Consider the following 21,783-nt stretch of genomic DNA (forward strand, 5'->3'; position numbering starts at 1 on the left):
TGATTGCTGATACCATCTTGGGTGGGTGTAACCCGCAACAAAAACAAATATTAGCCTCTGGAGATGACAAATGCTTTATCCGCAACTTTTTACCGAACTGGAAAAGGCCCGCTGGAATATGGCGGACGATATTGCCTGGCAGGATTTCGATGCAGCCTTGCTGACCGACGAGCAGGCGCTCACGGTCAAGATGAACGCCGTGACCGAATGGTCCGCGCTGCCTGCCACCGAGATGTTCCTGCGCGACAACCGCCACGACAGCGATTTTTCCGCGTTCATGTCGGTCTGGTTCTACGAGGAGCAGAAACATGCGCTGGTGCTGATGGAGTACCTGCGTCGTTTCCGCCCCGACCTGTTGCCGACCGAGGAAGAACTGCACGCAGTGCGCTTCGAATTCGATCCTGCGCCGCCGCTGGAAACGCTGATGCTGCATTTCTGCGGCGAAGTGCGCCTGACGCAGTGGTATCGCCGTGCCTCCGAGTGGCACACCGAGCCGGTGATCAAGCAAATTTACAAGACGATTTCGGGGGATGAAGCCCGCCATGGCGGGGCGTATCTCAAGTACATGAAGCAGGCGATCGAGCGCTCCGGCGACGAAGCACGGCAGGCATTCGCCAAGATCGGTTTCCTGATGGCATCCAGCGGGCGTTCCGGCAAGCCGATGCACCCGACCAACCTGCACGTGAACAAGGCGCTTTATCCGCGCGATACCGTGCAAAGCCGGCTGCCCGATCCGGATTGGCTGGAACGCTGGCTCGATACCCAGATAGAATTCGGCAAGGAGCAGGAAATGCGCGTGATCGGCGGCATCCTGCGCAACCTGTCGAGCCTGTTTGGCCAGACCTTTGAAACGCCGTCCGATCTCAACCGTTACCGGAAACAACTGGCCGCACCATGACCCCCTACGCCTTGCCCGATTTCGAAAACAAGATCTGCCCGCCGGAGGAACTGGCCGGGCGCATTGCCAGCCTGCCGCGTCCGCTGGTGTTCACCAACGGCTGCTTTGACATCCTGCATCGCGGTCACGTGACCTACCTGGCGCAGGCGCGCGCGCAGGGCGCGAGCCTTCTTGTGGCGCTGAACACCGACGAATCGGTACGCCGTCTGGGCAAGGGCGATGACCGGCCGATCAACCGTTTGCCCGAGCGCGCTGCGGTCATGGCCGCGCTGGCGTGCGTCGACCTCGTGACCTGGTTCGATGCCGATACGCCGCTGGAGCTGATTCTGGCAACGCGCCCGGATGTGCTGGTCAAGGGTGGCGACTGGACGGTGGACAAGATCGTCGGCAGTCGTGAAGTGCTGGGCTGGGGCGGGGCCGTGCATTCGATTCCCTTCCTGCATCAGACCTCGACCACGGCTACACTGGAAAAAATCAGGAAAGCCGAGGGACAGGCATGAGCGCTCGCCACAGTCTGGTGGTCGATTTCTATCGGGATCTTTCCCGTTTCGGGTTCGGCCGGCCCGAGGAGCTGGCGCAACTGACGCTGATCGTGCTGGCGCTGGGGCTGGCGTGGCTGCTCAACCGCGCGTTCAAGCAAGGCGCAGCCGGCAAGGAAAGCTCGATGCCGGCGCGTATCGGGCGCGAAGGGCTGGCGCGGGTCTTGTTTCCGTTGACGGCGCTGGTGCTGACCCTGCTGGGCGGCAGCGTGCTGCGGCGCTGGTTTGCGCCGCAACTGCACCTGCTCGATCTGGCCAGCATGCTGCTGATGGCGATGCTCAGCATCCGGCTGCTGGTCTATCTCTTGCGCTACATCTTCCATGAGGCCGAGTGGGTCCGTCGCTCGGAAAAGCTGATCTCGGCCACGATCTGGCTGGGCTATGCGCTGCACGTGAGCGGCATCCTGCCGGAGCTTTGGGAGATGCTCGATGCCGTGCAGCTCCATGTCGGCAAGAGCGAAATCTCCCTCTTGGGCGTGCTGCAGGCAGCTGTTTCGGTTGTGCTGACCGTGCTCGCTGCCTTGTGGCTTTGCCGCGAGGTCGAGCGTCGCCTGATGGGCTATGAAGCCATGGAGCCCAACGTGCGGGTCATGATCATCAAGGTGACGCGGGCCTTGCTGGTCGTCGCTTCGGTGCTGATCGCCCTGCCGCTGGTCGGGATCGATCTGACCGTGCTCTCGGTTTTCGGCGGTGCACTGGGCGTGGGGCTGGGCTTCGGCTTGCAGAAGATCGCTTCCAACTATGTATCCGGCTTCATCATCCTCATGGACCGCTCGGTCAAGATCGGCGACCTGGTGCAGATCGATACCCGTCATGGCGTGGTGGCGCAACTCACCTCGCGTTACATCGTGCTGCGAGGGCTCGATGGCAACGAAGCGCTGATCCCGAACGAAACGCTGATCACCTCGACGGTGGTCAACCAGTCCTATACCGACCGCTTGATTCGCGTGGGTGCCACGGTGCAGGTCGCCTACGGCACGGATGTCGAACTGGCAATGCGCCTGATGGAAAAGGCCGGCGTCGAGTCCGCCCGCGTGGTTGCCGATCCGCCGCCGCAAGCTTTCCTGAAGAATTTCGGCGACAACGGAATCGAGCTGGAGCTCGGTGCCTGGATCAAGGACCCGGAAAACGGCGTGCTGTCGGTGCGTTCCGCAATCAATCTGGCGATCTGGCATGCTTTCCAGGCTAATGGAATCCAGATTCCGTTCCCGCAGCGCGAACTGCGCATCGTGCAGGCCGGGTCCGCCTCATCAATCATTCCCCACAACTGACAAGGAAAAGAACATGTCCACCATCCAGCGTTACCATGTTGGCCCCCGTCTCTCCGAGATCGTGGTTCACAACAATACGGTCTACCTTGCCGGACAGATCGCCGAAGTGCTCGACAAGGATGCCAAGGGCCAGGCCGAAGAGGTGCTGGCCGCAATCGACCGCCTGCTTGCCGAGGTGGGGTCCGACAAGATGCGCATCCTGTCGGTGACGATCTACCTCGCCAGCATGGATGACTACGATGCCATGAACGAAGCCTGGTCGGTCTGGGCACCACAAGGCCATACGCCGGCACGCACCACGGTCGAAGCCCGTCTGGCCGACCCGCGCTACAAGGTGGAGATGACGGTGACTGCTGCGCTGTGATGTGAGCCCCCCAAACAACAACGCCCCGCATGGAAGCGGGGCGTTGTTGTTTTCGGATGCGGTCAGAGGGTGTGTTCAACCAGCGACTGGAACACGTAGTGTTCGAGTACCAGTCGTTCCGGAGCTGCAACATCTAAAAATTCCAGACCGTACAGCACCTGCGGAACGTCGCCTCTTTCGTCGGTATAGAGGTTGCGAACCCGGGCATGCAGTTGCAGCGAGTGCTGCATGCCGGCGGCGGACAACGAAAGTGTCAGCTGGATGTCTTCGTCGACCAGAGCGATGAGCTGGTTCAGTTCCAGCAAGCCGCCGCAAGCGCTGAGGTTACTGAGCCGGCCTTCATGGTCGAGCGTGTCTGTCTGGCCGTTGGCGCTGACCAAGAGGCCAACGTCGACACGCAGATTCTTGCGCAATCGCCGGTATTCGATTTTTTCCGGGTACTTCAGGTGCAGGTAGGCGTGCTGCTCGCTGCCGAATTCCGTTATTTCGCTGAAAAAGCTGACGATGCCTTTACCGGCCAACAGCTTGATTTCCAGCTGGTCTCCTGCCCGGTACGGAAGCGGTTCGCCGTACTGGTTGACAGGGCTGATCAGCAAATCCTCGTCCTTGACCCAGCCAACCAGCTTGACGGTATCGAACGCCAGCAATTCGCCGCCGGCCCTGCGGACATGCAGTATGGTCCCGGGTTGCAGCCCAACCTGTTCGAAGCTGGCAGGCGGCTCGTCGGCATGGCCGAGGGGGGGGAGGTTGGGAAGCTGGGGCTGGCAAGAATGGGACTGCCAGTCCGGCTGGCGGAAAAGACCGATCTCAAGCAACGAATCGAGTTCGGGTTTGCTCGCAACGATATGCCCCTGCGCACAAAGCAGGGTGTAATCGGCATCAAAAACCGGATAGGGGAGCGGTTCTCCCTGCGGGATCTCGCTGCGGTCGAGAGGAATGAGAATCGGGCGCGTCATTCTTGCACTTATATACCAAGTCTGACAGGCTTCCAAGTCCATTCCTCTCCGGATATACGGTTGTTGTATTTTCGTGAGTCCTGCCCTGCATCCAAGGCGTGATAGAATCGCCCCCTGCATCCTGCTGTTGTGTCCCCATGCTCCACCTTCTCAATGCCCCCCAACGTGCTGCCGTCTGCTATCTCGACGGCCCCTGTCTGGTCCTTGCCGGCGCCGGATCGGGCAAGACGCGCGTCATTACGCAAAAAATCGCCTACCTGATCGAAAAAGCAGGCATCGACGCGCGCAACATCGCGGCGATCACGTTCACCAACAAGGCCGCGAAGGAAATGGCGGAGCGGGTGGGGGAGTTGCTGCCGTCCGAGCGCAGCAAGGGGCTGACGGTCAGCACCTTTCACTCGTTGGGCCTGCGCATCCTGCGCGAAGAGGCACAACACATCGGCTACAAGCCCAAATTTTCGATTCTCGACAGCGCCGACGCGTGGAAGATCATCGCCGACCAGCTCGCGACCACCGACAAACAGGCCATCCGCGCGGCCGTTTCGCGCATTTCCCTGTTGAAAAACGACCGCGTTTCGCCCGACCAGGCGCTGCGCATGGCGGATTCGGAAGGCGAAATGCAACTCGCCAGGCTGTACCGGGCTTACCAGGATACGCTGGTGGCCTATCAGGCCATGGATTTCGACGATCTGATCCGCGTACCGGCCGATCTGTTCGAGGCCAACCCGGAAGTGCTGCAGAAGTGGCAGAACCGCTTGCGCTACCTGTTGATCGACGAATGCCAGGATACCAATACCACGCAGTACCAGCTGGTGAAGCTCCTGACCGGGCCGACCGGCATGTTCACCGCCGTGGGCGACGACGATCAGTCGATCTACGCCTGGCGCGGCGCCAACATGGAAAACCTCAAGCTGCTGCAGCAGGATTTCCCCAAGCTGCACGTGATCAAGCTGGAACAGAACTACCGCTCCGTAGCGCGCATCCTCAAATGCGCCAACGCTGTGATTGCCAACAATCCCAAGCTGTTCGAAAAGCAGCTCTGGTCCGATCTGGGCGTGGGCGAGCCGATCCAAGTGGTCGAAGCCAAGAACGAAGAGCACGAGGCCGAACTGGTGGCAATGAAGCTGATGGCGCACAAGTTCGAAGCCGGTACGCGATTTGCCGATTACGCTGTTCTCTACCGCAGCAACCACCAGGCGCGGATCATCGAGCAGCAATTCAGAAACAGCAAAATTCCCTACAGCATTTCCGGCGGGCAGTCGTACTTCGACAAGGCTGAAATCAAGGACGTGCTGGCCTACCTGCGCCTGATCGCGAACGAAGACGACGATCCCGCTTTCATCCGTGCTGTAACCACCCCGAAGCGCGGCGTAGGCAATACCACGCTGGAACGGCTGGGAGCATGGGCGGCGCAACGCCATATTTCGCTGTTCGAGGCCGCGTTCGAGGAAGGCTTCATCCATCAGGTTCAGCCCGCGCAATACACCCCGCTGCGCCAGTTCTGCGATTTCATCAACCACATGCAGCAACGCGCTCCGCGCGAGGCGGCCGGACCGCTGTTGCAAGAACTGCTGACCTGCATCGATTTCGAGGCCTGGCTCTACGAAAATGACGAACCGCGTCCGGCGGAAACCAAGTGGAAGAACGTTCTTGATCTGGTCGGCTGGATTGGCAAGAAGGGCGAAGAAGACGGCAAGGATCTGATCGAGATCAGCCAGACCATCGCGCTCATGACCCTGCTGGAAAACCGCGACGAAGAAGAAGTCGATGCCGTGAAGCTGACCACGCTGCACGCCTCCAAAGGGCTGGAATACCCGCATGTGTTCCTGATCGGCTGCGAAGAGGAAATCCTGCCGCACCGCGAATCGATGGAAGGCGAGAAGGTCGAGGAAGAGCGGCGGTTGATGTACGTCGGCATCACCCGCGCCCAGCGTAGCCTGACGATCACCTACTGCGGCAAACGCCGCCGCGCCGGAGAGTGGCAGATCTGCGAACCCAGCCGTTTCCTGAAAGAGCTGCCGCCGGACGAGATTCGCGTCTCGGGCCGGTTATCCGGAGATAAAAACCAATCCGCCGTTACCCGTCAGGAAGGGCGGGCGATGCTGGCGGGGTTGATGGCGAAGCTGGGGTAGTTGCCCCAAAGCATAATGAACGATGCTCTGCCATAATTGCAAATTCCGCATGTCCAGAGCAAAACCATGACCATTCCATTCGAGGCTTCACGCTCCTACGTCTACAACGCAGCGCGTTATGAATTGTTGCCCCGCATTGCCGAGGTCGCGAAAGGCTTCGGCGACGAGCCGTTCCTTTTGCGGGAAATATCGAAGAAGCTACTCACCGAGACCTACTCTCCCGAGCAGTTGGAAATCAAGGTCAAGAAGGCGAAGAGCGATGCCTCGGAGAAAATGAGCACAATCTTCGGTTTTTACATCCCGTTCCTCGCGGAGAACCTGAAAGTCTTCGAGAACTTGGGCGGAGGGATGTTCAGGAACATTTCTCTCGAAGAAGAAATGGCGGAAGCGGATGCCGCAGCGATTGACGTGGAGTCTGATGATGCGGGGATCATTTACGCCTATTCGTTTCCGACCATCGTTCGCAAGGATGGAAATCGCTTCCCTATCAAAGTAGGTTTGACGACGACTGGTGATGCTGACGCCCGCGTGATGCAGCAGTGCAAGACGACTTGCTGCTTCGAATATCCCGTCGTACTCGGGACTTGGGAGGTTCTGCGGGTCGCGGCGATGGAGCATGCTATCCACTCGACACTGGAAGCTCGTGGCTCAAAGCGATACGCTCCAGGTACGGAGTGGTTCAATACGACGTTCGAAGAGGTCGAAAGCGTCATCAAATTCGTGCAGCCTTCGGCTCACGCGACTCCCCGTCCGTAGGTATGGATTGCAAAGAGGAGCGCCGATCTCGAAAGATGGGGGGCGGTAGCGCTGTAGGTTGGACAAGCCGAAGACGCTGCGCTTTCCCGTGCTGCTTGCCTTAGCCGCCCTTCGCGGATTACATCCGCTCCCACATATCCTTGCCATGGCAGACGATTTTCTATCCCCTCAGCCAGCGCCGAGGAAGCGGAGCGAGACCCAGGCTCGCGACCGACCGAGGGCAGCCCGGAGGGCCGCAAGGCGGGGTCGCCTTCTTTTGGTTTCTTTTCTTGGCGAAGCAAGAAAAGAAACTCGCCCGCCGGGGAGAACTCCCGGCATCAAGCACGACGCGCCGCAGGCGCTTGAACTTGAATCAAGCGGCTCATGCTTCGACAAATTGGCACGAACGGCTTGGTTTGACTTGTGTGCATACGGTAGCTCTGCAAGGCGAGGGCGTTGCAGCGCATACCGCGTCCCTTGTGGGCTACTGCAAACTCGCCACTAATACTGCATCCATCTTGTGCCAGCGCAGCGGCAGGATGTAGGCCTTGACGTTGCGCGGGACCTGGATGGAGTCGGCGTTGCCGGCGACGACGACGGGGACCGAGATCATGAAATCCGGGCCGAAGTGGCGGCGGGCGTTGCCGGAGATGGTGTTGGCGATTTCGCCGACCAGGTCTTTCAGGTTCTTGTCCGATACATCCGGTTCGCCGACGTGCAGCAATAGCTGGCGCAGCAGGTCACGGTGCGCGGTGAAGTACACGCAGCCTTGCCGGGTGCCGGAAATGCCGATTACGCCGGTGAATTCGTAAATCGGCAGCTCGCTGTGGTCGCCGAGATAGGGGCTGCCGATTTCCGGCGGGCGCCCGGTCTGGTTCTCGAAATACTGGCTGACGATGTCGATGAAAATACGCAGTTCCTGTTCGTCCATGATGTCAGGCCCCTCCCAGTAATTCTTCCATTGCATCGGTGAGTTCGGTTTCGGTGAACGGCTTGCACAGGAAGCCTTGCGCGCCTTCCTTGAGCGCCTGGATGGCCGTGGCTTTGTCGGCCAGGGCGGATACCACCAGAATCCGGACGTTGGATTTGAGTTTGCGCAGCGCGCGGATGCATTCCAGCCCGTCCATTCTGGGCATGGTCAGATCCATGGTGACGACGTCGGGCCGGGTTGCGGCAAACAGGCGGATCGCTTCTTCTCCGTCGCTGGCGGCGGCGACGATTTCTATCTCGTGTTGCGAGAGCGTGCGGGTGATTTTGCTGCGGATGATGTTCGAATCATCCACGATCATCAGTTTGACGGGCATCAGGCGGCCTCCTCAAGCGAGTCGTTTCGGTTGTGCGTGGTTTCTTGTGCGGTCTTCAAGGGAAGCTGTACGCGGAAATGGCAGTATTCGCCGCGTGTGGTCCCGATCCGGATGCGCCCGCCCATGCGCGCCACCATGGCCTTGACGGAATCCAGACCGATTCCCCGGCCCGCATCTTCGTCCACGGTTTCCCGGGTCGAGAGGCCGGACTCGAATATCAGCATGGTCAATTGGCGCGGGCTGAGCGCTTGTGCCAACTCCGGTGTGAATCTCCCGGAGCGGACCGCGGCTGTGCGGATTTTTTCCGGATCGATGCCGCGCCCGTCGTCGCGGAAACTCAATTCAACCGAGTCGTCCCCTTGGTCCGAGATGTAGACGGACAGGTGGGCAGTTTCGGTTTTGCCATGCAACTTGCGTTCTTGCGGCGTTTCCACGCCATGAACCAGCGCATTGCGGATGAACTGGTTGATCATGCTGTTCAACGCTTCGCGCAGGTTGGGGGCCAGGATGCCCAGGTCGAGCCCTTGATAGCTCAGTTCAACCTGCTTTTCATGCCGTTCGGCCAGTTGCTGGGCAAAACCATGCCATTGCCGTACGAGTGGTTGAGGTGGTTCGGTACCGCTGGCGCGTGGCGGTTTGGGCGGTTCGACACTGACGAGACCCCGTACCTGTCCGATGCGTGCAATGACTTCCTGAATGGCGCCGATTTCCGAATAGAGCGCTTTGGCGCGTACGGCCACGGGAAGCAGGTCTTCGCCTTTGCGTTCCTTTTGGTCGTGCAGGCTCTGAAGTTGTGTTTCCAGTTGATGCAGCGATTGCGTAATGGCATCGAGCTGCAGGGCGGAGGCATCGCCCTTGAGCTGGTGCGCTTCGCGCTGCATGGTTTCGAGCTGTTGAATCGTGATGCCGGTTTTGGGGTTGCTGGTGCGCAGTTCATTGTTCAACTGGTTCAGGCTCGTCGTGGCGCGCACCAGAAAATCCTGCAACAGGCGGGGATCGGCCTGCAGGATGTGCACCATCATGCCCATCTGGTCCTGCACCTTGCGCTCGCTTTCCCTGAGTTCGCGTTCAAGCTTGACCTGGCGGGTGATGTCGTTGGCGGTGACGAGCAGGTGAGTCACTTTCTCTGCCTTCATGACGCGGTTGAAGCGAATCTGGAGGAAACGCGACTCCATGCCGCCGTTGGGACGGATGCAGGAAATCTCGATGCAGTCGAGCGGGTTCAGGCTGGCGACGAGTTTTTCCTTGACGTCGTGGCGCAGCAGAAGATCGATGTATTCCTTGGCGGTGTCGTAGGTTTTGGGCGATACGGAAGGCTTGAGCAGTTCCAGGAAATTGTCTCCGGGTTTGACATCGAAGCCCAGAATGCCGGAAAGCGCATGCGAGGTTTGCGATCCCATTTTCAGATCGTGATCGAGCAGGAAGATCCCTTCCTGCATGGTTCGCATGATGTCTTCGGTTTCCCGGTGCGCGCGCTCGACGCGGATGGAAAATGCCAGCCCGATGGTCAGCAGAATGATACCCAAGACCCCCGCGCCGATGACGACATAGTCCATCTGGCGCGCCAGTGCCAGCATCGGGGCGGCAGAAGTGTAGTCGACCCCGATGAAGATTGCGCCGCGTGTTCCGTCATCGAAGATCACGGGCAGGTAGGTGGCCATGTGCGGGCGCTTGAACAGCGTGATGGGGCCTGAATACGCTTGTCCGGAGAGCAGCGACCTGGCTGCATCCGAATTCGGATCGAGGCTGGTGCCGGTGGCTTCTGTCCCGTCGTCTTTTTTCAGTGTCGTGGCGGCACGAACATAGCGCCCGCCCTGATAAAGAAACAGGGTGGCAACGTTCTGGCTGCCGGCGCTGAAGGATTCGAGCGCATGCCCTTTGGCAAGTTGATCCTTGCTCCATTGGGTGGCATCCCCGTAAAGGCCTTTCAATGCATAAGCCATGGTGCGGGTCTGGGTTTCCAGCGCCTTGTCGGTGAGCTGGGGAATCATGGATGCCTTGATGAAGGTCACGATGGCAACAATGACGATGACCGCCGAAAAGCAGGACGATAGAAGCAGTTTTGTGGCAACGGATTTGGTCTTGAGCGGCATGTCGTTCGCTCCCGGAGTGGAAATGGTTGATTGTCGGTCAGCACCTGTTGCCTGCAGACCCGATTTCGGCGCAATTCTTACGCGTTGGCAAGAATTTATATTAGCTTTTACTTATAGATATCGGCCTGAAAAATACAAGATGCTGTCTTGTTTTTAAGGTTGAACGGCGGCATTGAAGGGTTGAAGGGCGGCTGATGCAGGAAAAACGGCCGGGGATTGCCCGGCCCTGAGAACCTGTTCCCGCGCTGTTGCGGACGCCGTCAGCGGGGTGATGCGCCGCGCAGGAACCGGCGTTTATGCGGATAAATGCGGATTCCGGGCAGCGCATGAGCCCCGGTCACTCCCCCCCTTTGATTTCACCCGGGAACGCACCGCACTTCTGTGCCGCGCCGATAGCAGACGACCGGCCGTCGATCCAGAACCGTTATTCCAGATGCGCTTCATCGGCTACCTGTTTGGCATCCGTTCCGAACGTCAATAAGCAGAACGGGCGAATCGCTGGCCGAGCTGGATTTTTTGGCCGGGTCACGAGCCTCACTGCGGCCTCGGGTCGGTGACAAAAGCGATCCGGTGGAGCCCCTGCTGTGTCGCCAGCGAGATCACCTGTGCCACCTTTTCGTAAGGCGTACTGCGTTCCGCGCGCAGTTGCAGTTCCGGTTGCGGGCTTTGTTTGGCCGCGGCGTTGAAATGCCCCGCAAGGTCGTCCGCCCCGATGGCCTTGCCGTTCCAGAACACCCGGTTCTGGGCGTCGATCGCCAGTTGGATGTTTTCGGCTTTGCTGACATTGGGCGTGGAGCTGGCCTGCGGCAGATCCAGTTTCACCGAATGAGTGAGCAGCGGAGCGGTGACCATGAAGATGATGAGCAGCACCAGCATCACGTCGATCAGCGGCACCATGTTGATTTCGGCGAGCGGTTCGTTGTCGTCGCCCTGTTCCATGCTTGCAAAAGCCATGACAAAACTCCTGATGGATTAATTGGATGTTTGACCTGCCAGCGAGCCTTGGCGCTGGGCGCGGGCCAGCGCGATGACTTTCTCACTGGTTGCGCGTGCGTCGGCGCGCATCGGGGAAGTTTTGACCCCGGTGGAGAGGAAGGCGAAGACGTCATAGGCAAAGGCATTGAGCTGCGCCATGAGGTTGCGGTTGGCCCGGGCGAAGGTGTTGTAGGCAATCGCGGCCGGAATCGCGACGGCCAGACCGATGCCGGTCATGATCAGGGCTTCGCCCACCGGGCCGGCGACCTTGTCGAGCGTGCTCTGGCCGGACAGCCCGATAGCGACCAGGGCGTGGTAAATGCCCCAAACCGTACCGAACAAGCCAATGAATGGCGCAGCGGAGGCGACCGTGGCGAGAAATGCCTGTCCGAACTCAAGCTGGTGGCGGTCTTCGTCGATGGCGCGCTTGAGGGCGCGGGTCAGCAGATCGTCGGGCGCGCCGGTGTCGACCAGACGGGCGGCGTTGGTCGGGCGGTTCTGCTGTTCGATGGCGGTAAAGCCGTGGTGCAACAGGTGCGAGAACGGCTCCGTGGCCCCGGTTTCGCGAATCTGGCTGGCGACGGTTTCCAGATTGGGCGCATCCCAGAATGCCTTGAGGAACTGTTCGCTGCGCTGGCGCAGGCGATAGAGGCGTACGCCCTTGGTAACGATCAGATACCAGGTGCCGACCGAGGCGACCAGCATCAGCGCCAGCACAAAACGGGCCACGCCGTCCGAGTGTTGCAGAAAGTGGGCAAAGCCCAGCGAGTTTTCCATGATGACTCCTTGTATGAATCAGTTTCTGAGGTTGAAAACGATGGGAACGATGACCCAGGCGGCGAGTGCCGTATCCCCGCGCCGAGCCGGGGTGAATGTCCAGCGCCGTACGGCATCCTGGGCTGCCTGATCCAGACGCTGTGAACCACTGGAAGTCTTGATCTGCACCTGGCTTGGCAGGCCATTGCTCTCGACAAAGACCCGCAACAGCACTTTCCCTTCCTCGCCCATGCGCCGGGACAAAGGCGGATAGGCCGGCGCCGGGTTGCGCAGGTACGCCGTATCAAAGCGCGGCTCGGTATAGGCGCCGGTGGCCGGGCTGGTATGGGTTTTCGCCGCAGTGGCAGGCGCCTGCGCCGCGATGCCTGTCGACGGCGAAGGTTGTGACGGCGTGGCTGCGGTTTTTCCTGTTTCCGCAGGCTGGGCTGTGGATGTGGGTTGTTGCCTGACAGGCGCCGGCTTGGCCGGCTGACTGATTGGAGTGGCTCGCGGGGCGGCGGATGTGACGGAAGACGGCGATTCCGGCTGGGACACGATGACACGCACCGATGCCGCTTGGGGCAAGACTGGCGGTACGCTGCGGAACGGTTCCAGAAACAGAACGGACAGGGCCGCTGCATGCAGCCCTAGCGCCGTAACCAGCCCCGCACGGGAAAAACGGGGCAACAGGGCTGTCTGAATGGGGGAAGAGGGCGACATGATGTTGATCTGCATGGTAAGGCTCGCCACTCAAGCCTGCGGCAAGGTGACCCAGTGGTTGTCGAGCGCAATGGGCTCCGGCCAGGGCAGCAGGTTGGCGGGTTCCTGCGCATGCCAGCGGCCGATGCCGCGTGCGCCGGCGATCAGTACGCCGCCAGCCAAAGCCTGGGTCGGGCAGAGTGCGCAGGCCTCCTGCATGCGGGCGATGACCTGCAGCTTTTCCGGTGCGCCGTGTTGCCACCACAGCGCCTGGTGGGAGGTCTGGGCGCTGAGGATGAAGCCGTCCTTGGCCGGGGCGATATCGCCGGCATAGCCTCCGGCATCGGCGGTGAGTGCTGGCATGGTCAGGGATTGGCCATTCCACAGTGCCAGGATCGGCGCCTTGAGGCGTTTTTCCCGGTCATCGTGTTCGGCCTGCAGCGCGATGCCGAGCACGGGCGCGGACTGTCCCGGCAGCGTATTCCAGGCCATGTGCCGCAGGCTCAGGCGAGAGTCGGACAAACGCCACTGCCCGCGCAGCGCGCCGTTGCGCCCGTCGAGCAGAACCAGCGAGGAATCCATGTCGGCCAGACTCAGCTTGGTCTGGCCATCGAGGCTGCGTGGTACCCCCCCGTTGGCGATGACGATGTCGCCCTGCGGGGTGAGCAGGAGCTGGTGCGGATCCTTGCCGTGACTGGGCCACTCGTCGAGTTTCTTCAGTGTGCTCGGATCGCGCACCCCGATCCAGCCTGCGCCGGTACGCGGCTCGTACTCGGTGGTCAGCAGTACGGCAGCATCCGCGCTGTGGATCATGTGGCCGCTGAAACGGCGCTGTGACGATTCGTCGGCGATCTGGACAAAGTTCAGCCGCTGGCCGGTCGGGCTCATGCGCAACAGCCAGGGGCCGGGGCGGAAGGCCATGGCGAGCAGATTGCCGTCGGCTTCGGCGAGGAAACCGTGCGCCCGGCTGGGTACGGTGACCGTGGCTGCGATATCCACCTTTTTATTGATCCAGTCGATGTCGAGAATCCCGACCTTTTGCGGGCTGGTTGCCGCCAGCCCGCGCCATGCCGCACCGATGCGGGTGCGTGTGGATGAGGTCGCGGTGGCCTGGGTGGGCGCGCCTGTTGCCCAGGCCGGCATGGCGCTGCAAGCGAGCGTTCCGATCAGGGCTTGCATGAATTGTCGTCGTTGCATGGTGTTGTCTCCTTAAAAACGGAACGAGACGGTGAGCTGCGCCGCGCGCGCTTTGCCCGCGACGTAATGGCCGCGGTAGAGGTAGTCCGCGTAGTGCTCGTTGGTGATGTTGGTGATGTTCAGCTTGTAGGCATGGCTGCCCAGATCGTATTCCGCCATCAGGTCGCCGGTGACGTAGGCGGGCGCCTGAATCGTCGAGCCCGCCGGGGTATCCCGGCTGCGGAAGTTGATGCCGCCGCCGATGCGCAGTTCGGAGGTGAGTTTGTAGGTCGTCCAGAACGTGCCGGAATGACGGGGTGTCAATCCGGGACGTGAGCCGACGGCCTCGGTTCCGGTTGCGCCTGTTGAGCTGTCTACCCGGGCCACGGGGATGTAGGCATAGGAGGCAAATACTTCCCAGGCGGGCGTCAGGCGGCCGGCAAGATCGATCTCGGCCCCGGCTGCGTGTCTTTCGCCAGACAGGACGTAGTTGCAGGCATTGACGGTATCCGAATCGCGGTTGCGTTCGTTGTATTTGGTGGCGTGGAACAGCGCCAGGCGGGTCGTGAACCGGCCATCGCTGGAATCGAGCTTGGCGCCCAGTTCGATGTTGCGGCTGGACTCGGGATCGACCTTGACCGTGCCGGCGTCATATTGGTAGGCATCGCCCGAAGTGTTGAACGACGTACCGTAAGAGAGGTGGTAGGACTGCCGGCTCGTTGGCTGGAACAGCACACCGAAGCGCTTGCTGAGCAGGCTGTCGGTGCGGCCGATTTCTGCTTTGGCCGCCACGCCGCAATTGTTGTTCGACGTGGCGGTCGAAGCCAGGTTTTCATAGCTGCCCTTGAACAGATCCCAGCGCAGCCCGCCGAGGATTTTCCACATCGGCGCGATCTGGATGGTGTCCTGGGCGTAGATGCCCAGCGCCCTGGAATCGAAGCGCCGGTTTTCGGTGACGATGCGCAGCGATTCGTTGACCGATGCCCCGTCATCCGGCGTGCCGACTGTGGTGGTGGGTTTGGTCAGGGTGACGCCGCTTGGCAGGCTGGTGGCAGAGTTGCTGAAACTTTCATGAGCCATGTCCACACCGGCCAGTACGGCATGCTCTTTTCCCTGCACCTTGAATTTTCCGCTGTAATCGCTCTGCAGGTACTGCGTATCCATGTCCATGATCTTGATGTTGGTGCCGCGGGTCAGAACCGTGGAATCGCCAAAGGTATCGGAGGTCACGGTCTTGCCATCAGGCTGCAGGCTGGCATTGGCAAAACGGATGGCGCTGGCGCGCTGGTCGCGCTGGTAACTGGCAATGCGCAACTGGGTCTTGAGTTCATCCCCGTTCATGAAGCGATGCAGGTGGCTGGCGCTGTACTGGGTAGTGCCGGTGACGTTGTAGTCGCTGGCCATGCCGTAGTAATTCCTGGGGTCGGTGTTCCAGAGGTAATTGCCACCCGATTTGCCCGGCGTCAGCCAGGGCAGGCCGTAATTGATGCCGTTGTCGTTCTTCAGGTAGTAAAAGCCGAGCGTGAACTCGTCTGCCGTTCCGATGCCCCAGCTGAAGGTCGGGGCGATCCCCCCTTTCTTTATCCCCGCGCCGTCATTGTCTGCGGTGTTGGCCATGGCGTTGATGCGCAGCGCTGCCGACTCGCCTGTCTTGAAGTTGAAGTCGCCCGTTGTGCGAAAGAAATCGCCCGTTCCTGCGGTCAGCGAGACTTCATGCTGGGTATTCAGCAGGGGCTTCTTGGTGACCTGATTGACTGCGCCACCCGTCGAGCCGCGCCCGAACAGCATCGAGGCCGAGCCCCGCAGTACTTCGAGGCGGTCCCAGTTGAAACTGTCCCGGTCGTAGAAGGCCGGATCGCGCATGCCATCGATGAAGACATCCCCGGACGATTGCAGCGAAAAGCCGCGCAGGCGGATGTCCTCTTCCCCGCCTTCTGCGGCCTGGAAGCTCACCCCCGAGGTGTTCTTCAGGGCTTCTTTCATGGTGTCGAGGTTGCGATCGTCGATCAGCTTTTCCGTGACGACGGTAACGGACTGCGGGATGTCGCGCAGTGCCTGCTTGCCTTTGCCGATCGATGTGGTCGTGGCGCGCAGCGTTTCCTTTCCGGGCGGAGGTTCCGTACTGGCCTCGACGACGGTAGCGGGCAGCACCGTATCGCTCGCAGGTGTGGCCGTTGACTCGGGGGCGCTCAGGGCATTGCCGCTGCAACCCAGCCCGATAAGCAACAGGGCCAGCGTTGTCAGGCGCGTAGGTGGGGCGCTTGAGCGGAGTGTGTGAACTGGTTTCATGAGGAGGGGTTCCAGATTTACCGCGTAAATTAATGAAAAAGAGAATCGTTCTCATGTAAAATTTCGGCGAATTATGCCATGCCCGGCCCGGTTGCATGTTTGAGAAATGAAGTTTGTTTTTTGCGATTTGGCGGGTTTTGTTTGCCAGGAGGGGGAATGTTTCACTTCTCCGGCCCGCGAGAAAGGATGCAGACGAGAATGAATAAACTGGAAAGCCCGCACGATTTTTCCCGGCTCTGGAGCCCATTGGCGTCGATGGCCGAGCTGGAGCTGGATTCGACGCCGCTTTTTCCGGCTTTTTCCGGTGAGTCGGATTACCTTGGTTTGCGCCAGGGGGCAGGCATCTTTCGTGTGCGCTGGGAGGGGGGCGGCGGAATGCTTCACCTGATGCTTGCGCCCGCGCTGCGGTTTTTTTTCAAACTGGACGGCAGGTACGGGCTATCGGTGAGTGGCGACACCTTCCGGACGGGTGGATCGTCGCCGGCGCTGGTGTGTGGGCCTTATGTTCCGGAGATGCATTCGGTGAGACTTTCTTTGTCGGCATCCCCGCCGGGGCAGGTGAACGAGCTGCTGGTGTTTGTCTTGCCTTGGGCGTGGCTCGGGGAGAGGGGGCTGCCGGCAGAAAAATGGCCAGCGGGGTTGTTGACCGAGGCGCTCGATCCCGTGTTGCAGGGGAAGGTGCGGGGGCTGGCGGCATGGATGGATCGGCCGGAGGTGGCCGCGGAGGTGTTGTCTCTGCGCGTGGAAGCTCTATTGTTAAGTATCGTGGCTGATTTGATCGAGCAGCGCGGGGCAACGGATTCTGTCGCAGTAATGCCGGCGGAACAGTCCCGCCTGCAGATGCTCAAGGACTTTCTGGACAGCGGGGATGCCGATGACATGCAACTGGCGGACATCGCCCGCCATGCAGGCAGTAATGTCAGCACGCTGCAGAGCCGGTTCCGGCGTGTATTTGGCAAGACGATTTGTGAATACTTGCGGGAAAGCCGTTTGCGCCGGGTGGCGGAGCGGATCGAAAGGGAGGGAATCAGCATTGGCCTGGCTGCCGAGCTGGCGGGTTACAGCAGTCAGGGCAACTTTTCCACGGCCTTTCGGCGCTGCTTCGGCGTGAGTCCGGGGCAGGTAAAGGCAGGTGTGGCGAGAGTCGGTGAGGCGTGGCCGTAGTCACGGGCAAACCGGGCGGGGCGCTACAGCTATCGAGCAATTGACACTAATTCTCATTTGCATGTAGAGTGGGGTTCATAGCCATTCAGTTTGAGGAGTTCCCAGATGAAAACCAAAGTGTTGCTGTCGGTGTTGTTGTCTGTTGGCGCGCTGGCGCAAGCCGAAACCGTGACCGTTTATTCGGCGCGCAACGAGCAGTTGATCAAGCCGCTGTTCGATGCGTATACCAGGGAGACGGGCGTTCAGGTGCGCTTCGTGACCGGCACCGAAGGCGCCTTGCTGGCGCGGCTCAAGGCCGAGGGCGCCAATTCGCCGGCCGACATGCTGCTGACGGTCGATGCCGGCAACCTGTGGCTGGCGGCCAATCAGGGCGTGTTGAAGCCGGTGAAGTCCGCTGTTCTGGAGAGCAACATCCCGGCCCATCTGCGCGATCCGAATGGCGAATGGTTCGGATTGTCGGTGCGCGCGCGCACGATGTTTTACAACAAGGTCCGCGTCCAGCCGGCGAGTCTGAGCAGCTATGAAGACCTGGCAGACCCGAAGTGGAAAGGCCGCTTGTGCCTGCGCACTTCCAAGAAGGTCTACAACCAGTCGCTGGTGGCGATGCTGATTGCCCAGCACGGCGAGCAAAAGACCGAGCAGATCGTGCGCGGCTGGGTGGCCAACCTGGCGACCGCGCCATTCTCCGATGATACCGCGATGCTCAAGGCCGTTGCCGCCGGGCAGTGCGAGGTGGGGATTGCCAATACCTACTACTACGGCCGGATGATCGCCAAGGAACCGAACCTGCCGGTCGGCATCTTCTGGGCCAACCAGAAAGCCGGCGGCGTGCATGTCAACGTGTCGGGTGCGGGCGTGACGCGCCATGCCAGGAACGAGAAGGGCGCCATCCGCTTGATCGAATGGCTGTCCTCGAACAAGGCGCAAAACCTCTATGCCGACAAAAACATGGAATATCCTGCCAACCCGAAAATAAAGGCCGACAGCATCGTGGCCGGCTGGGGCAGCTTCAAGCCCAACCTGATCAACGTCGCCAAGGCGGGCGAGTTGCAGGCGCAGGCAACGAAGCTGATGGACCGGGCAGGGTACAAGTGATTGGTGTATCGATAAAACAGGTCAGGTTTGCACATCTTGCTTCCCCCTTTGTAAAAGGGGGATTGAGGGGGATTTGATCCATGCTGTTTTATGCCTGTGTCGCAAAATCCCCCCAGCCCCCCTTTGTCAAAGGGGGGAATCCCCATCCATGATCCATAGGTGAACGGATTTGTAGCGCATGGAAAATCCTGGATGAAACCGCTCATTTCCCGTGGCGCGCTGTACGTGTTGCCCGTAGCCCTTCTGACGCTGATCCCCCTCGCGGTGGTGCTGGCCTCGTTCCTGCAGCCGCAACCCGAGATATGGGAACATCTGGCCGAGTTCGTGCTGCCGGAGGTGCTGCGCAATACCCTGTGGCTGGTGCTGGGCGTCGGTGCCGGCGTGCTGTTGCTGGGCGCTTTGCTGGGTTGGCTGACGGCGGTGTGCGAATTTCCCGGACGGCGTTTTTTTGCCTGGGCGCTGATGCTGCCTCTGGCGATGCCGGCGTATGTGCTGGCCTTCGTCATGGTCGGGCTGCTCGACTACACCGGGCCGGTGCAGACTTTCCTGCGCGAAAGCTTCGGCGAGGCTGACTGGTTCCCGCGCATCCGCTCGACCGGGGGCGTGGTGCTGACGCTCACGCTGGCGCTTTATCCCTATGTCTATCTGATGGCGCGCGAAGCTTTCCTCTCGCAGGGGCGGCGGGCGCTGGAGGCTGCGCAGACGCTGGGCCTGACCCGGCGCCAGGCGTTCTGGCGCGTCGCCTTGCCGATGGCGCGGCCGTGGCTCGCGGGCGGCACGATGCTGGCGCTCATGGAAACCCTGGCCGATTTCGGTACGGTCGCCATCTTCAATTTCGACACCTTCACCACCGCGATCTACAAATCCTGGCTGGCGCTCTTCAATCTGCCTGCGGCGGCGCAGCTTGCGTCGCTGCTGGTGCTGTTCGTGTTCGTGCTCGCCTGGCTGGAAGCCAAAAGCCGCGGCGCGCGGCGCTTTCACGGCAAGGGCGGGCAGGGCGCGCGCATCGTGCTCTACGGCTGGCCGCGCTGGGCGGCTTTCGGGCTGTGCCTGACCGTACTGCTGGTAGCGTTCGTTATTCCCGCCTTGCAACTGCTGCAGTGGGGCATCAAGGTCTGGGCGGAGGAAGTCGATGCCCGCTATTGGGGCTTCGTCTGGCATTCGCTGCTGCTGGCCTTGCTGGCCGCGCTGTTCGTCGCCGCCGGCGCCTTGCTGCTGACCCATTTCGTGCGCCGCTTTCCGGATTCCGTCACGCAGTGGCTGTCGCGCATCGCGGTGCTGGGTTATGCCGTGCCGGGGACGGTGCTCGCGGTTGGCGTGTTCATCCCGATTGCCTGGCTGGACGACCAACTGATCGCCGTGGTCAACGCGCTGGGCGGCGCAGAGACCGAAGTGCTCAAAGGCACGCTGGCCGTGATGCTGCTGGCGCTGGCCGCGCGTTTCATGGCGGTCGGTGTTCAGCCGGTCGAAGCCGCGATGCAGCGCATCACGCGCAACCAGGAAGACGCCGCCCGCTCGCTCGGCGTGACGGGCCGCGCGCTGCTGTGGCGGCTGCATCTGCCGATGCTGCGCGGCGGCATCCTTTCCGCGCTGCTGCTGGTGTTCGTCGAAACCATGAAAGAGATGCCGATCACGCTGATGACCCGGCCCTTCGGTTGGGACACGCTCGCGGTGCGCATCTTTGAAATGACCTCGGAAGGCATGTGGGAGCAGGCGGCATTGCCCAGCCTGGGTATCGTGCTGGCCGGGCTGGTGCCGGTGGTGATCCTGATCCGCCAAACGGAGAAATGACATGGCTTTGCTGGAAATCGACCAGCTCGCGGTGAGCTACAACGGAAACCCGGTCGTGAGCGGCCTGGCGTTGCAACTGGAAGAAGGCGAAATCGGCTGCCTGCTCGGCGCGTCCGGCTGCGGCAAGACCACGGTACTGCGCGCCGTGGCCGGGTTCGAGCCGGTGCGCGGCGGCACGATCAGGCTGGCCGGGGCTACAGTGGGCGCGCCGGGGCGCAGCGTGCCGCCCGAGCAGCGGCGCGTCGGCATGGTATTCCAGGATTACGCGCTGTTCCCGCATCTCGACATCGCCGCCAACGTCGGCTTCGGCCTCGGCAAGATGAACCGGGCCGGGCGCGCCGAGCGGGTGCGGGCGATGCTCGCGCTGGTCGGGCTGGAAGCGATGGCCCAACGTTACCCGCACGAGCTCTCCGGCGGGCAGCAGCAGCGCGCCGCGCTGGCACGGGCGCTGGCGCCGTCGCCGCAACTGATCCTGCTCGACGAACCGTTCTCCAACCTCGATGCGGAGCTGCGCGAAAAGCTCGCGCAGGACGTGCGCGCAATTCTCAAGGCGGCTGGCACTACGGCGCTGCTTGTCACGCACGACCAGCACGAAGCCTTCGCCATGGCCGACCGCGTCGGCGTGATGCACGCCGGGCAGATCCGCCAGTGGAGCACGCCGTACGACCTCTACCACCGCCCCATGGACCGCTTCGTGGCCGATTTCATCGGCGAAGGCGCGTGGCTGGCTGCCGAAGTGAACGAAGCGGGCGAAGTCACGACCGAGCTCGGCGTACTGAACGGCATCCGCTGCGCCGAGGATGCCACCACCCGGCAACTGGACGTGCTGATCCGCCCGGACGACCTCGTCCACGACGACACCAGCCCGCAAAAGGCGCGCGTGCTCGCCAGGGCATTCCGCGGTGCGGAATTCCTCTACACGCTGGCACTGCCGTCCGGCCAGCGCCTGCTCTCGCTGGTCGCCAGCCACCATAACCACCGGGTTGGCGAGGAGATCGGCATCCGGCTGGAAACGGATCACCTGATTTCATTCTCCCGGCAGTAGGGTGAACCGCCCCGGGTTTGATGGAGGCTCTAACTCTTGAGAAGATAGAGCCATGAAGAAACCCGTCAAGTTTTCCCCCGAAGTCCGTGAGCGTGCCGTGCGTATGGTGGCCGAGTGTCGCGGCGATCATCCCTCGCAGTGGGCCGCCATTGAATCCATCGCGGCCAAGATTGGCTGCTCGCCGCAGACGCTGCACACTTGGGTTCGCCAGCACGAGCGTGATACTGGCCAGCGCGAAGGCCCGACGACGGCGGATCAGAAGCGCGTCAAGGAACTGGAACGCGAAGTGCGCGAATTGCGCAAAGCCAACGAGATCCTCAAGCTTGCCAGTGCGTTTTTCGCCCAGGCGGAGCTCGACCGCCGATTCAAGTCCTGAGAGCCTTCGTCGATGCGTATCGTGATACCTACGGGGTCGAGCCGATCTGCAGGCTATTGCAGATCGCCCCGTCCGGTTACCGGCGCCACGCTGTTTTGCAACGCCAGCCAGAACAGCGCAGCCCG

At 61.3% G+C, this 21,783-nt stretch carries 19 protein-coding genes, 2 pseudogenes and 1 other annotated feature; of the genes and pseudogenes, 12 read left to right on the forward strand and 9 right to left on the reverse strand.

Going from position 1 to position 21,783, the window contains the following annotated elements; genetic code table 11:
* Positions 1-70 precede the first annotated feature (70 nt).
* Genes BMZ36_RS12200 through BMZ36_RS12215 form a run of 4 tightly spaced genes read left to right on the forward strand, consistent with a single transcriptional unit; the run spans position 71 to position 3,072 of the window.
* Positions 71-898: a ferritin family protein gene (locus BMZ36_RS12200; RefSeq protein WP_091196966.1), complete on the forward strand. Its 828-nt coding sequence runs from the start codon at positions 71-73 to the stop codon at positions 896-898.
* Positions 895-1,398 carry a D-glycero-beta-D-manno-heptose 1-phosphate adenylyltransferase gene (gene rfaE2, locus BMZ36_RS12205; RefSeq protein WP_091196968.1) on the forward strand — a complete coding sequence of 168 codons (504 nt, stop codon included), beginning with the start codon at positions 895-897 and terminating at the stop codon, positions 1,396-1,398. The genes BMZ36_RS12200 and rfaE2 overlap by 4 nt, the downstream gene beginning before the upstream one ends.
* A complete protein-coding gene (locus BMZ36_RS12210; RefSeq protein WP_091196971.1) occupies positions 1,395-2,708 on the forward strand; it encodes a mechanosensitive ion channel family protein in 1,314 nt (437 codons plus the stop codon). The genes rfaE2 and BMZ36_RS12210 overlap by 4 nt, the downstream gene beginning before the upstream one ends.
* Before the next feature lie 13 nt (positions 2,709-2,721).
* Positions 2,722-3,072: a RidA family protein gene (locus tag BMZ36_RS12215; protein WP_091196974.1), complete on the forward strand. Its 351-nt coding sequence runs from the start codon at positions 2,722-2,724 to the stop codon at positions 3,070-3,072.
* A gap of 62 nt (positions 3,073-3,134) precedes the next feature.
* On the opposite strand, the gene BMZ36_RS12220 is transcribed toward BMZ36_RS12215, so the two are convergent.
* Entirely contained in the window at positions 3,135-4,028 is an 894-nt protein-coding gene (locus BMZ36_RS12220) for a flagellar brake protein (RefSeq protein ID WP_177187879.1), read from the reverse strand.
* A gap of 137 nt (positions 4,029-4,165) precedes the next feature.
* Here BMZ36_RS12220 and BMZ36_RS12225 point away from each other — a divergent pair, with 137 nt between their 5' ends.
* A complete protein-coding gene (locus BMZ36_RS12225) occupies positions 4,166-6,160 on the forward strand; it encodes a UvrD-helicase domain-containing protein (RefSeq protein WP_091196980.1) in 1,995 nt (664 codons plus the stop codon).
* 66 nt (positions 6,161-6,226) lie between these two features.
* Positions 6,227-6,916 (forward strand): GIY-YIG nuclease family protein, encoded by a 690-nt coding sequence (locus BMZ36_RS12230; RefSeq protein WP_091196984.1) that lies wholly within the window; start codon positions 6,227-6,229, stop codon positions 6,914-6,916.
* A gap of 463 nt (positions 6,917-7,379) precedes the next feature.
* On the opposite strand, the gene BMZ36_RS12235 is transcribed toward BMZ36_RS12230, so the two are convergent.
* From BMZ36_RS12235 to BMZ36_RS12245, 3 genes are read right to left on the reverse strand one after another with little or no spacing between them, the layout of a single operon-like run.
* Positions 7,380-7,862, reverse strand: coding sequence for a chemotaxis protein CheX (locus BMZ36_RS12235; protein WP_218142730.1), 483 nt, complete (start codon positions 7,860-7,862; stop codon positions 7,380-7,382).
* Positions 7,831-8,199 carry a response regulator transcription factor gene (locus tag BMZ36_RS12240; protein ID WP_091196990.1) on the reverse strand — a complete coding sequence of 123 codons (369 nt, stop codon included), beginning with the start codon at positions 8,197-8,199 and terminating at the stop codon, positions 7,831-7,833. The genes BMZ36_RS12235 and BMZ36_RS12240 overlap by 32 nt, the downstream gene beginning before the upstream one ends.
* Complete coding sequence (locus BMZ36_RS12245; RefSeq protein ID WP_091196994.1) at positions 8,199-10,292, reverse strand: ATP-binding protein; 2,094 nt, start codon at positions 10,290-10,292, stop codon at positions 8,199-8,201. The genes BMZ36_RS12240 and BMZ36_RS12245 overlap by 1 nt, the downstream gene beginning before the upstream one ends.
* A 349-nt stretch (positions 10,293-10,641) precedes the next feature.
* Here BMZ36_RS12245 and BMZ36_RS14910 point away from each other — a divergent pair.
* Positions 10,642-10,770 (forward strand): annotated as a pseudogene (locus tag BMZ36_RS14910) (transposase); the annotation flags it as partial.
* 56 nt (positions 10,771-10,826) lie between these two features.
* On the opposite strand, the gene BMZ36_RS12250 reads toward BMZ36_RS14910, so the two are convergent.
* Genes BMZ36_RS12250 through BMZ36_RS12270 form a run of 5 tightly spaced genes read right to left on the reverse strand, consistent with a single transcriptional unit; the run spans position 10,827 to position 16,187 of the window.
* Complete coding sequence (locus tag BMZ36_RS12250; RefSeq protein WP_091196997.1) at positions 10,827-11,246, reverse strand: ExbD/TolR family protein; 420 nt, start codon at positions 11,244-11,246, stop codon at positions 10,827-10,829.
* An 18-nt stretch (positions 11,247-11,264) separates the two neighbouring features.
* Positions 11,265-12,044, reverse strand: a complete 780-nt coding sequence (locus tag BMZ36_RS12255) for a MotA/TolQ/ExbB proton channel family protein (RefSeq protein WP_091197001.1) — start codon at positions 12,042-12,044, stop codon at positions 11,265-11,267.
* Between the two features lie 18 nt (positions 12,045-12,062).
* Entirely contained in the window at positions 12,063-12,773 is a 711-nt protein-coding gene (locus BMZ36_RS12260; RefSeq protein ID WP_218142731.1) for an energy transducer TonB, read from the reverse strand.
* Entirely contained in the window at positions 12,774-13,919 is a 1,146-nt protein-coding gene (locus tag BMZ36_RS12265; RefSeq protein ID WP_091197005.1) for a DUF1513 domain-containing protein, read from the reverse strand. It lies immediately after the preceding gene.
* 12 nt (positions 13,920-13,931) lie between these two features.
* Positions 13,932-16,187: a TonB-dependent receptor gene (locus BMZ36_RS12270; RefSeq protein ID WP_091197008.1), complete on the reverse strand. Its 2,256-nt coding sequence runs from the start codon at positions 16,185-16,187 to the stop codon at positions 13,932-13,934.
* A 198-nt stretch (positions 16,188-16,385) separates the two neighbouring features.
* On the opposite strand from BMZ36_RS12270, the gene BMZ36_RS12275 reads away from it, so the two are divergent.
* The 5 genes and pseudogenes from BMZ36_RS12275 to BMZ36_RS12295 all read left to right on the forward strand — a co-directional run.
* Complete coding sequence (locus tag BMZ36_RS12275; protein WP_177187880.1) at positions 16,386-17,351, forward strand: helix-turn-helix transcriptional regulator; 966 nt, start codon at positions 16,386-16,388, stop codon at positions 17,349-17,351.
* A gap of 105 nt (positions 17,352-17,456) precedes the next feature.
* Positions 17,457-18,446 (forward strand): Fe(3+) ABC transporter substrate-binding protein, encoded by a 990-nt coding sequence (locus BMZ36_RS12280; protein WP_091197017.1) that lies wholly within the window; start codon positions 17,457-17,459, stop codon positions 18,444-18,446.
* A gap of 192 nt (positions 18,447-18,638) precedes the next feature.
* The gene (locus tag BMZ36_RS12285; RefSeq protein ID WP_091197021.1) at positions 18,639-20,237 is read left to right on the forward strand and encodes an ABC transporter permease; all 1,599 of its coding nucleotides are present in this window, start codon (positions 18,639-18,641) and stop codon (positions 20,235-20,237) included.
* A gap of 1 nt (position 20,238) precedes the next feature.
* Complete coding sequence (locus BMZ36_RS12290; RefSeq protein WP_091197025.1) at positions 20,239-21,282, forward strand: ABC transporter ATP-binding protein; 1,044 nt, start codon at positions 20,239-20,241, stop codon at positions 21,280-21,282.
* Positions 21,283-21,334: 52 nt separating this feature from the next.
* A pseudogene (locus BMZ36_RS12295) lies at positions 21,335-21,783 on the forward strand (transposase); the annotation flags it as partial.
* Positions 21,613-21,729 (forward strand) — a sequence feature (AL1L pseudoknot). Its footprint overlaps the pseudogene before it by 117 nt.

Source organism: Formivibrio citricus (assembly GCF_900115065.1).
GTDB lineage: Bacteria > Pseudomonadota > Gammaproteobacteria > Burkholderiales > Chitinibacteraceae > Formivibrio > Formivibrio citricus.

Bases quoted from the DNA above. Each gene is read 5' to 3' on its own strand.
- BMZ36_RS12200 (WP_091196966.1), top strand. From the start codon at position 71: ATGCTTTATCCGCAACTTTTTACCGAACTGGAAAAGGCCCGCTGGAAT.
- rfaE2 (WP_091196968.1), top strand. From the start codon at position 895: ATGACCCCCTACGCCTTGCCCGATTTCGAAAACAAGATCTGCCCGCCG.
- BMZ36_RS12210 (WP_091196971.1), top strand. From the start codon at position 1,395: ATGAGCGCTCGCCACAGTCTGGTGGTCGATTTCTATCGGGATCTTTCC.
- BMZ36_RS12215 (WP_091196974.1), top strand. From the start codon at position 2,722: ATGTCCACCATCCAGCGTTACCATGTTGGCCCCCGTCTCTCCGAGATC.
- BMZ36_RS12220 (WP_177187879.1), bottom strand. From the start codon at position 4,028: ATGACGCGCCCGATTCTCATTCCTCTCGACCGCAGCGAGATCCCGCAG.
- BMZ36_RS12225 (WP_091196980.1), top strand. From the start codon at position 4,166: ATGCTCCACCTTCTCAATGCCCCCCAACGTGCTGCCGTCTGCTATCTC.
- BMZ36_RS12230 (WP_091196984.1), top strand. From the start codon at position 6,227: ATGACCATTCCATTCGAGGCTTCACGCTCCTACGTCTACAACGCAGCG.
- BMZ36_RS12235 (WP_218142730.1), bottom strand. From the start codon at position 7,862: ATGCAATGGAAGAATTACTGGGAGGGGCCTGACATCATGGACGAACAG.
- BMZ36_RS12240 (WP_091196990.1), bottom strand. From the start codon at position 8,199: ATGCCCGTCAAACTGATGATCGTGGATGATTCGAACATCATCCGCAGC.
- BMZ36_RS12245 (WP_091196994.1), bottom strand. From the start codon at position 10,292: ATGCCGCTCAAGACCAAATCCGTTGCCACAAAACTGCTTCTATCGTCC.
- BMZ36_RS12250 (WP_091196997.1), bottom strand. From the start codon at position 11,246: ATGGCTTTTGCAAGCATGGAACAGGGCGACGACAACGAACCGCTCGCC.
- BMZ36_RS12255 (WP_091197001.1), bottom strand. From the start codon at position 12,044: ATGGAAAACTCGCTGGGCTTTGCCCACTTTCTGCAACACTCGGACGGC.
- BMZ36_RS12265 (WP_091197005.1), bottom strand. From the start codon at position 13,919: ATGCAACGACGACAATTCATGCAAGCCCTGATCGGAACGCTCGCTTGC.
- BMZ36_RS12270 (WP_091197008.1), bottom strand. From the start codon at position 16,187: ATGAAACCAGTTCACACACTCCGCTCAAGCGCCCCACCTACGCGCCTG.
- BMZ36_RS12275 (WP_177187880.1), top strand. From the start codon at position 16,386: ATGAATAAACTGGAAAGCCCGCACGATTTTTCCCGGCTCTGGAGCCCA.
- BMZ36_RS12280 (WP_091197017.1), top strand. From the start codon at position 17,457: ATGAAAACCAAAGTGTTGCTGTCGGTGTTGTTGTCTGTTGGCGCGCTG.
- BMZ36_RS12285 (WP_091197021.1), top strand. From the start codon at position 18,639: ATGAAACCGCTCATTTCCCGTGGCGCGCTGTACGTGTTGCCCGTAGCC.
- BMZ36_RS12290 (WP_091197025.1), top strand. From the start codon at position 20,239: ATGGCTTTGCTGGAAATCGACCAGCTCGCGGTGAGCTACAACGGAAAC.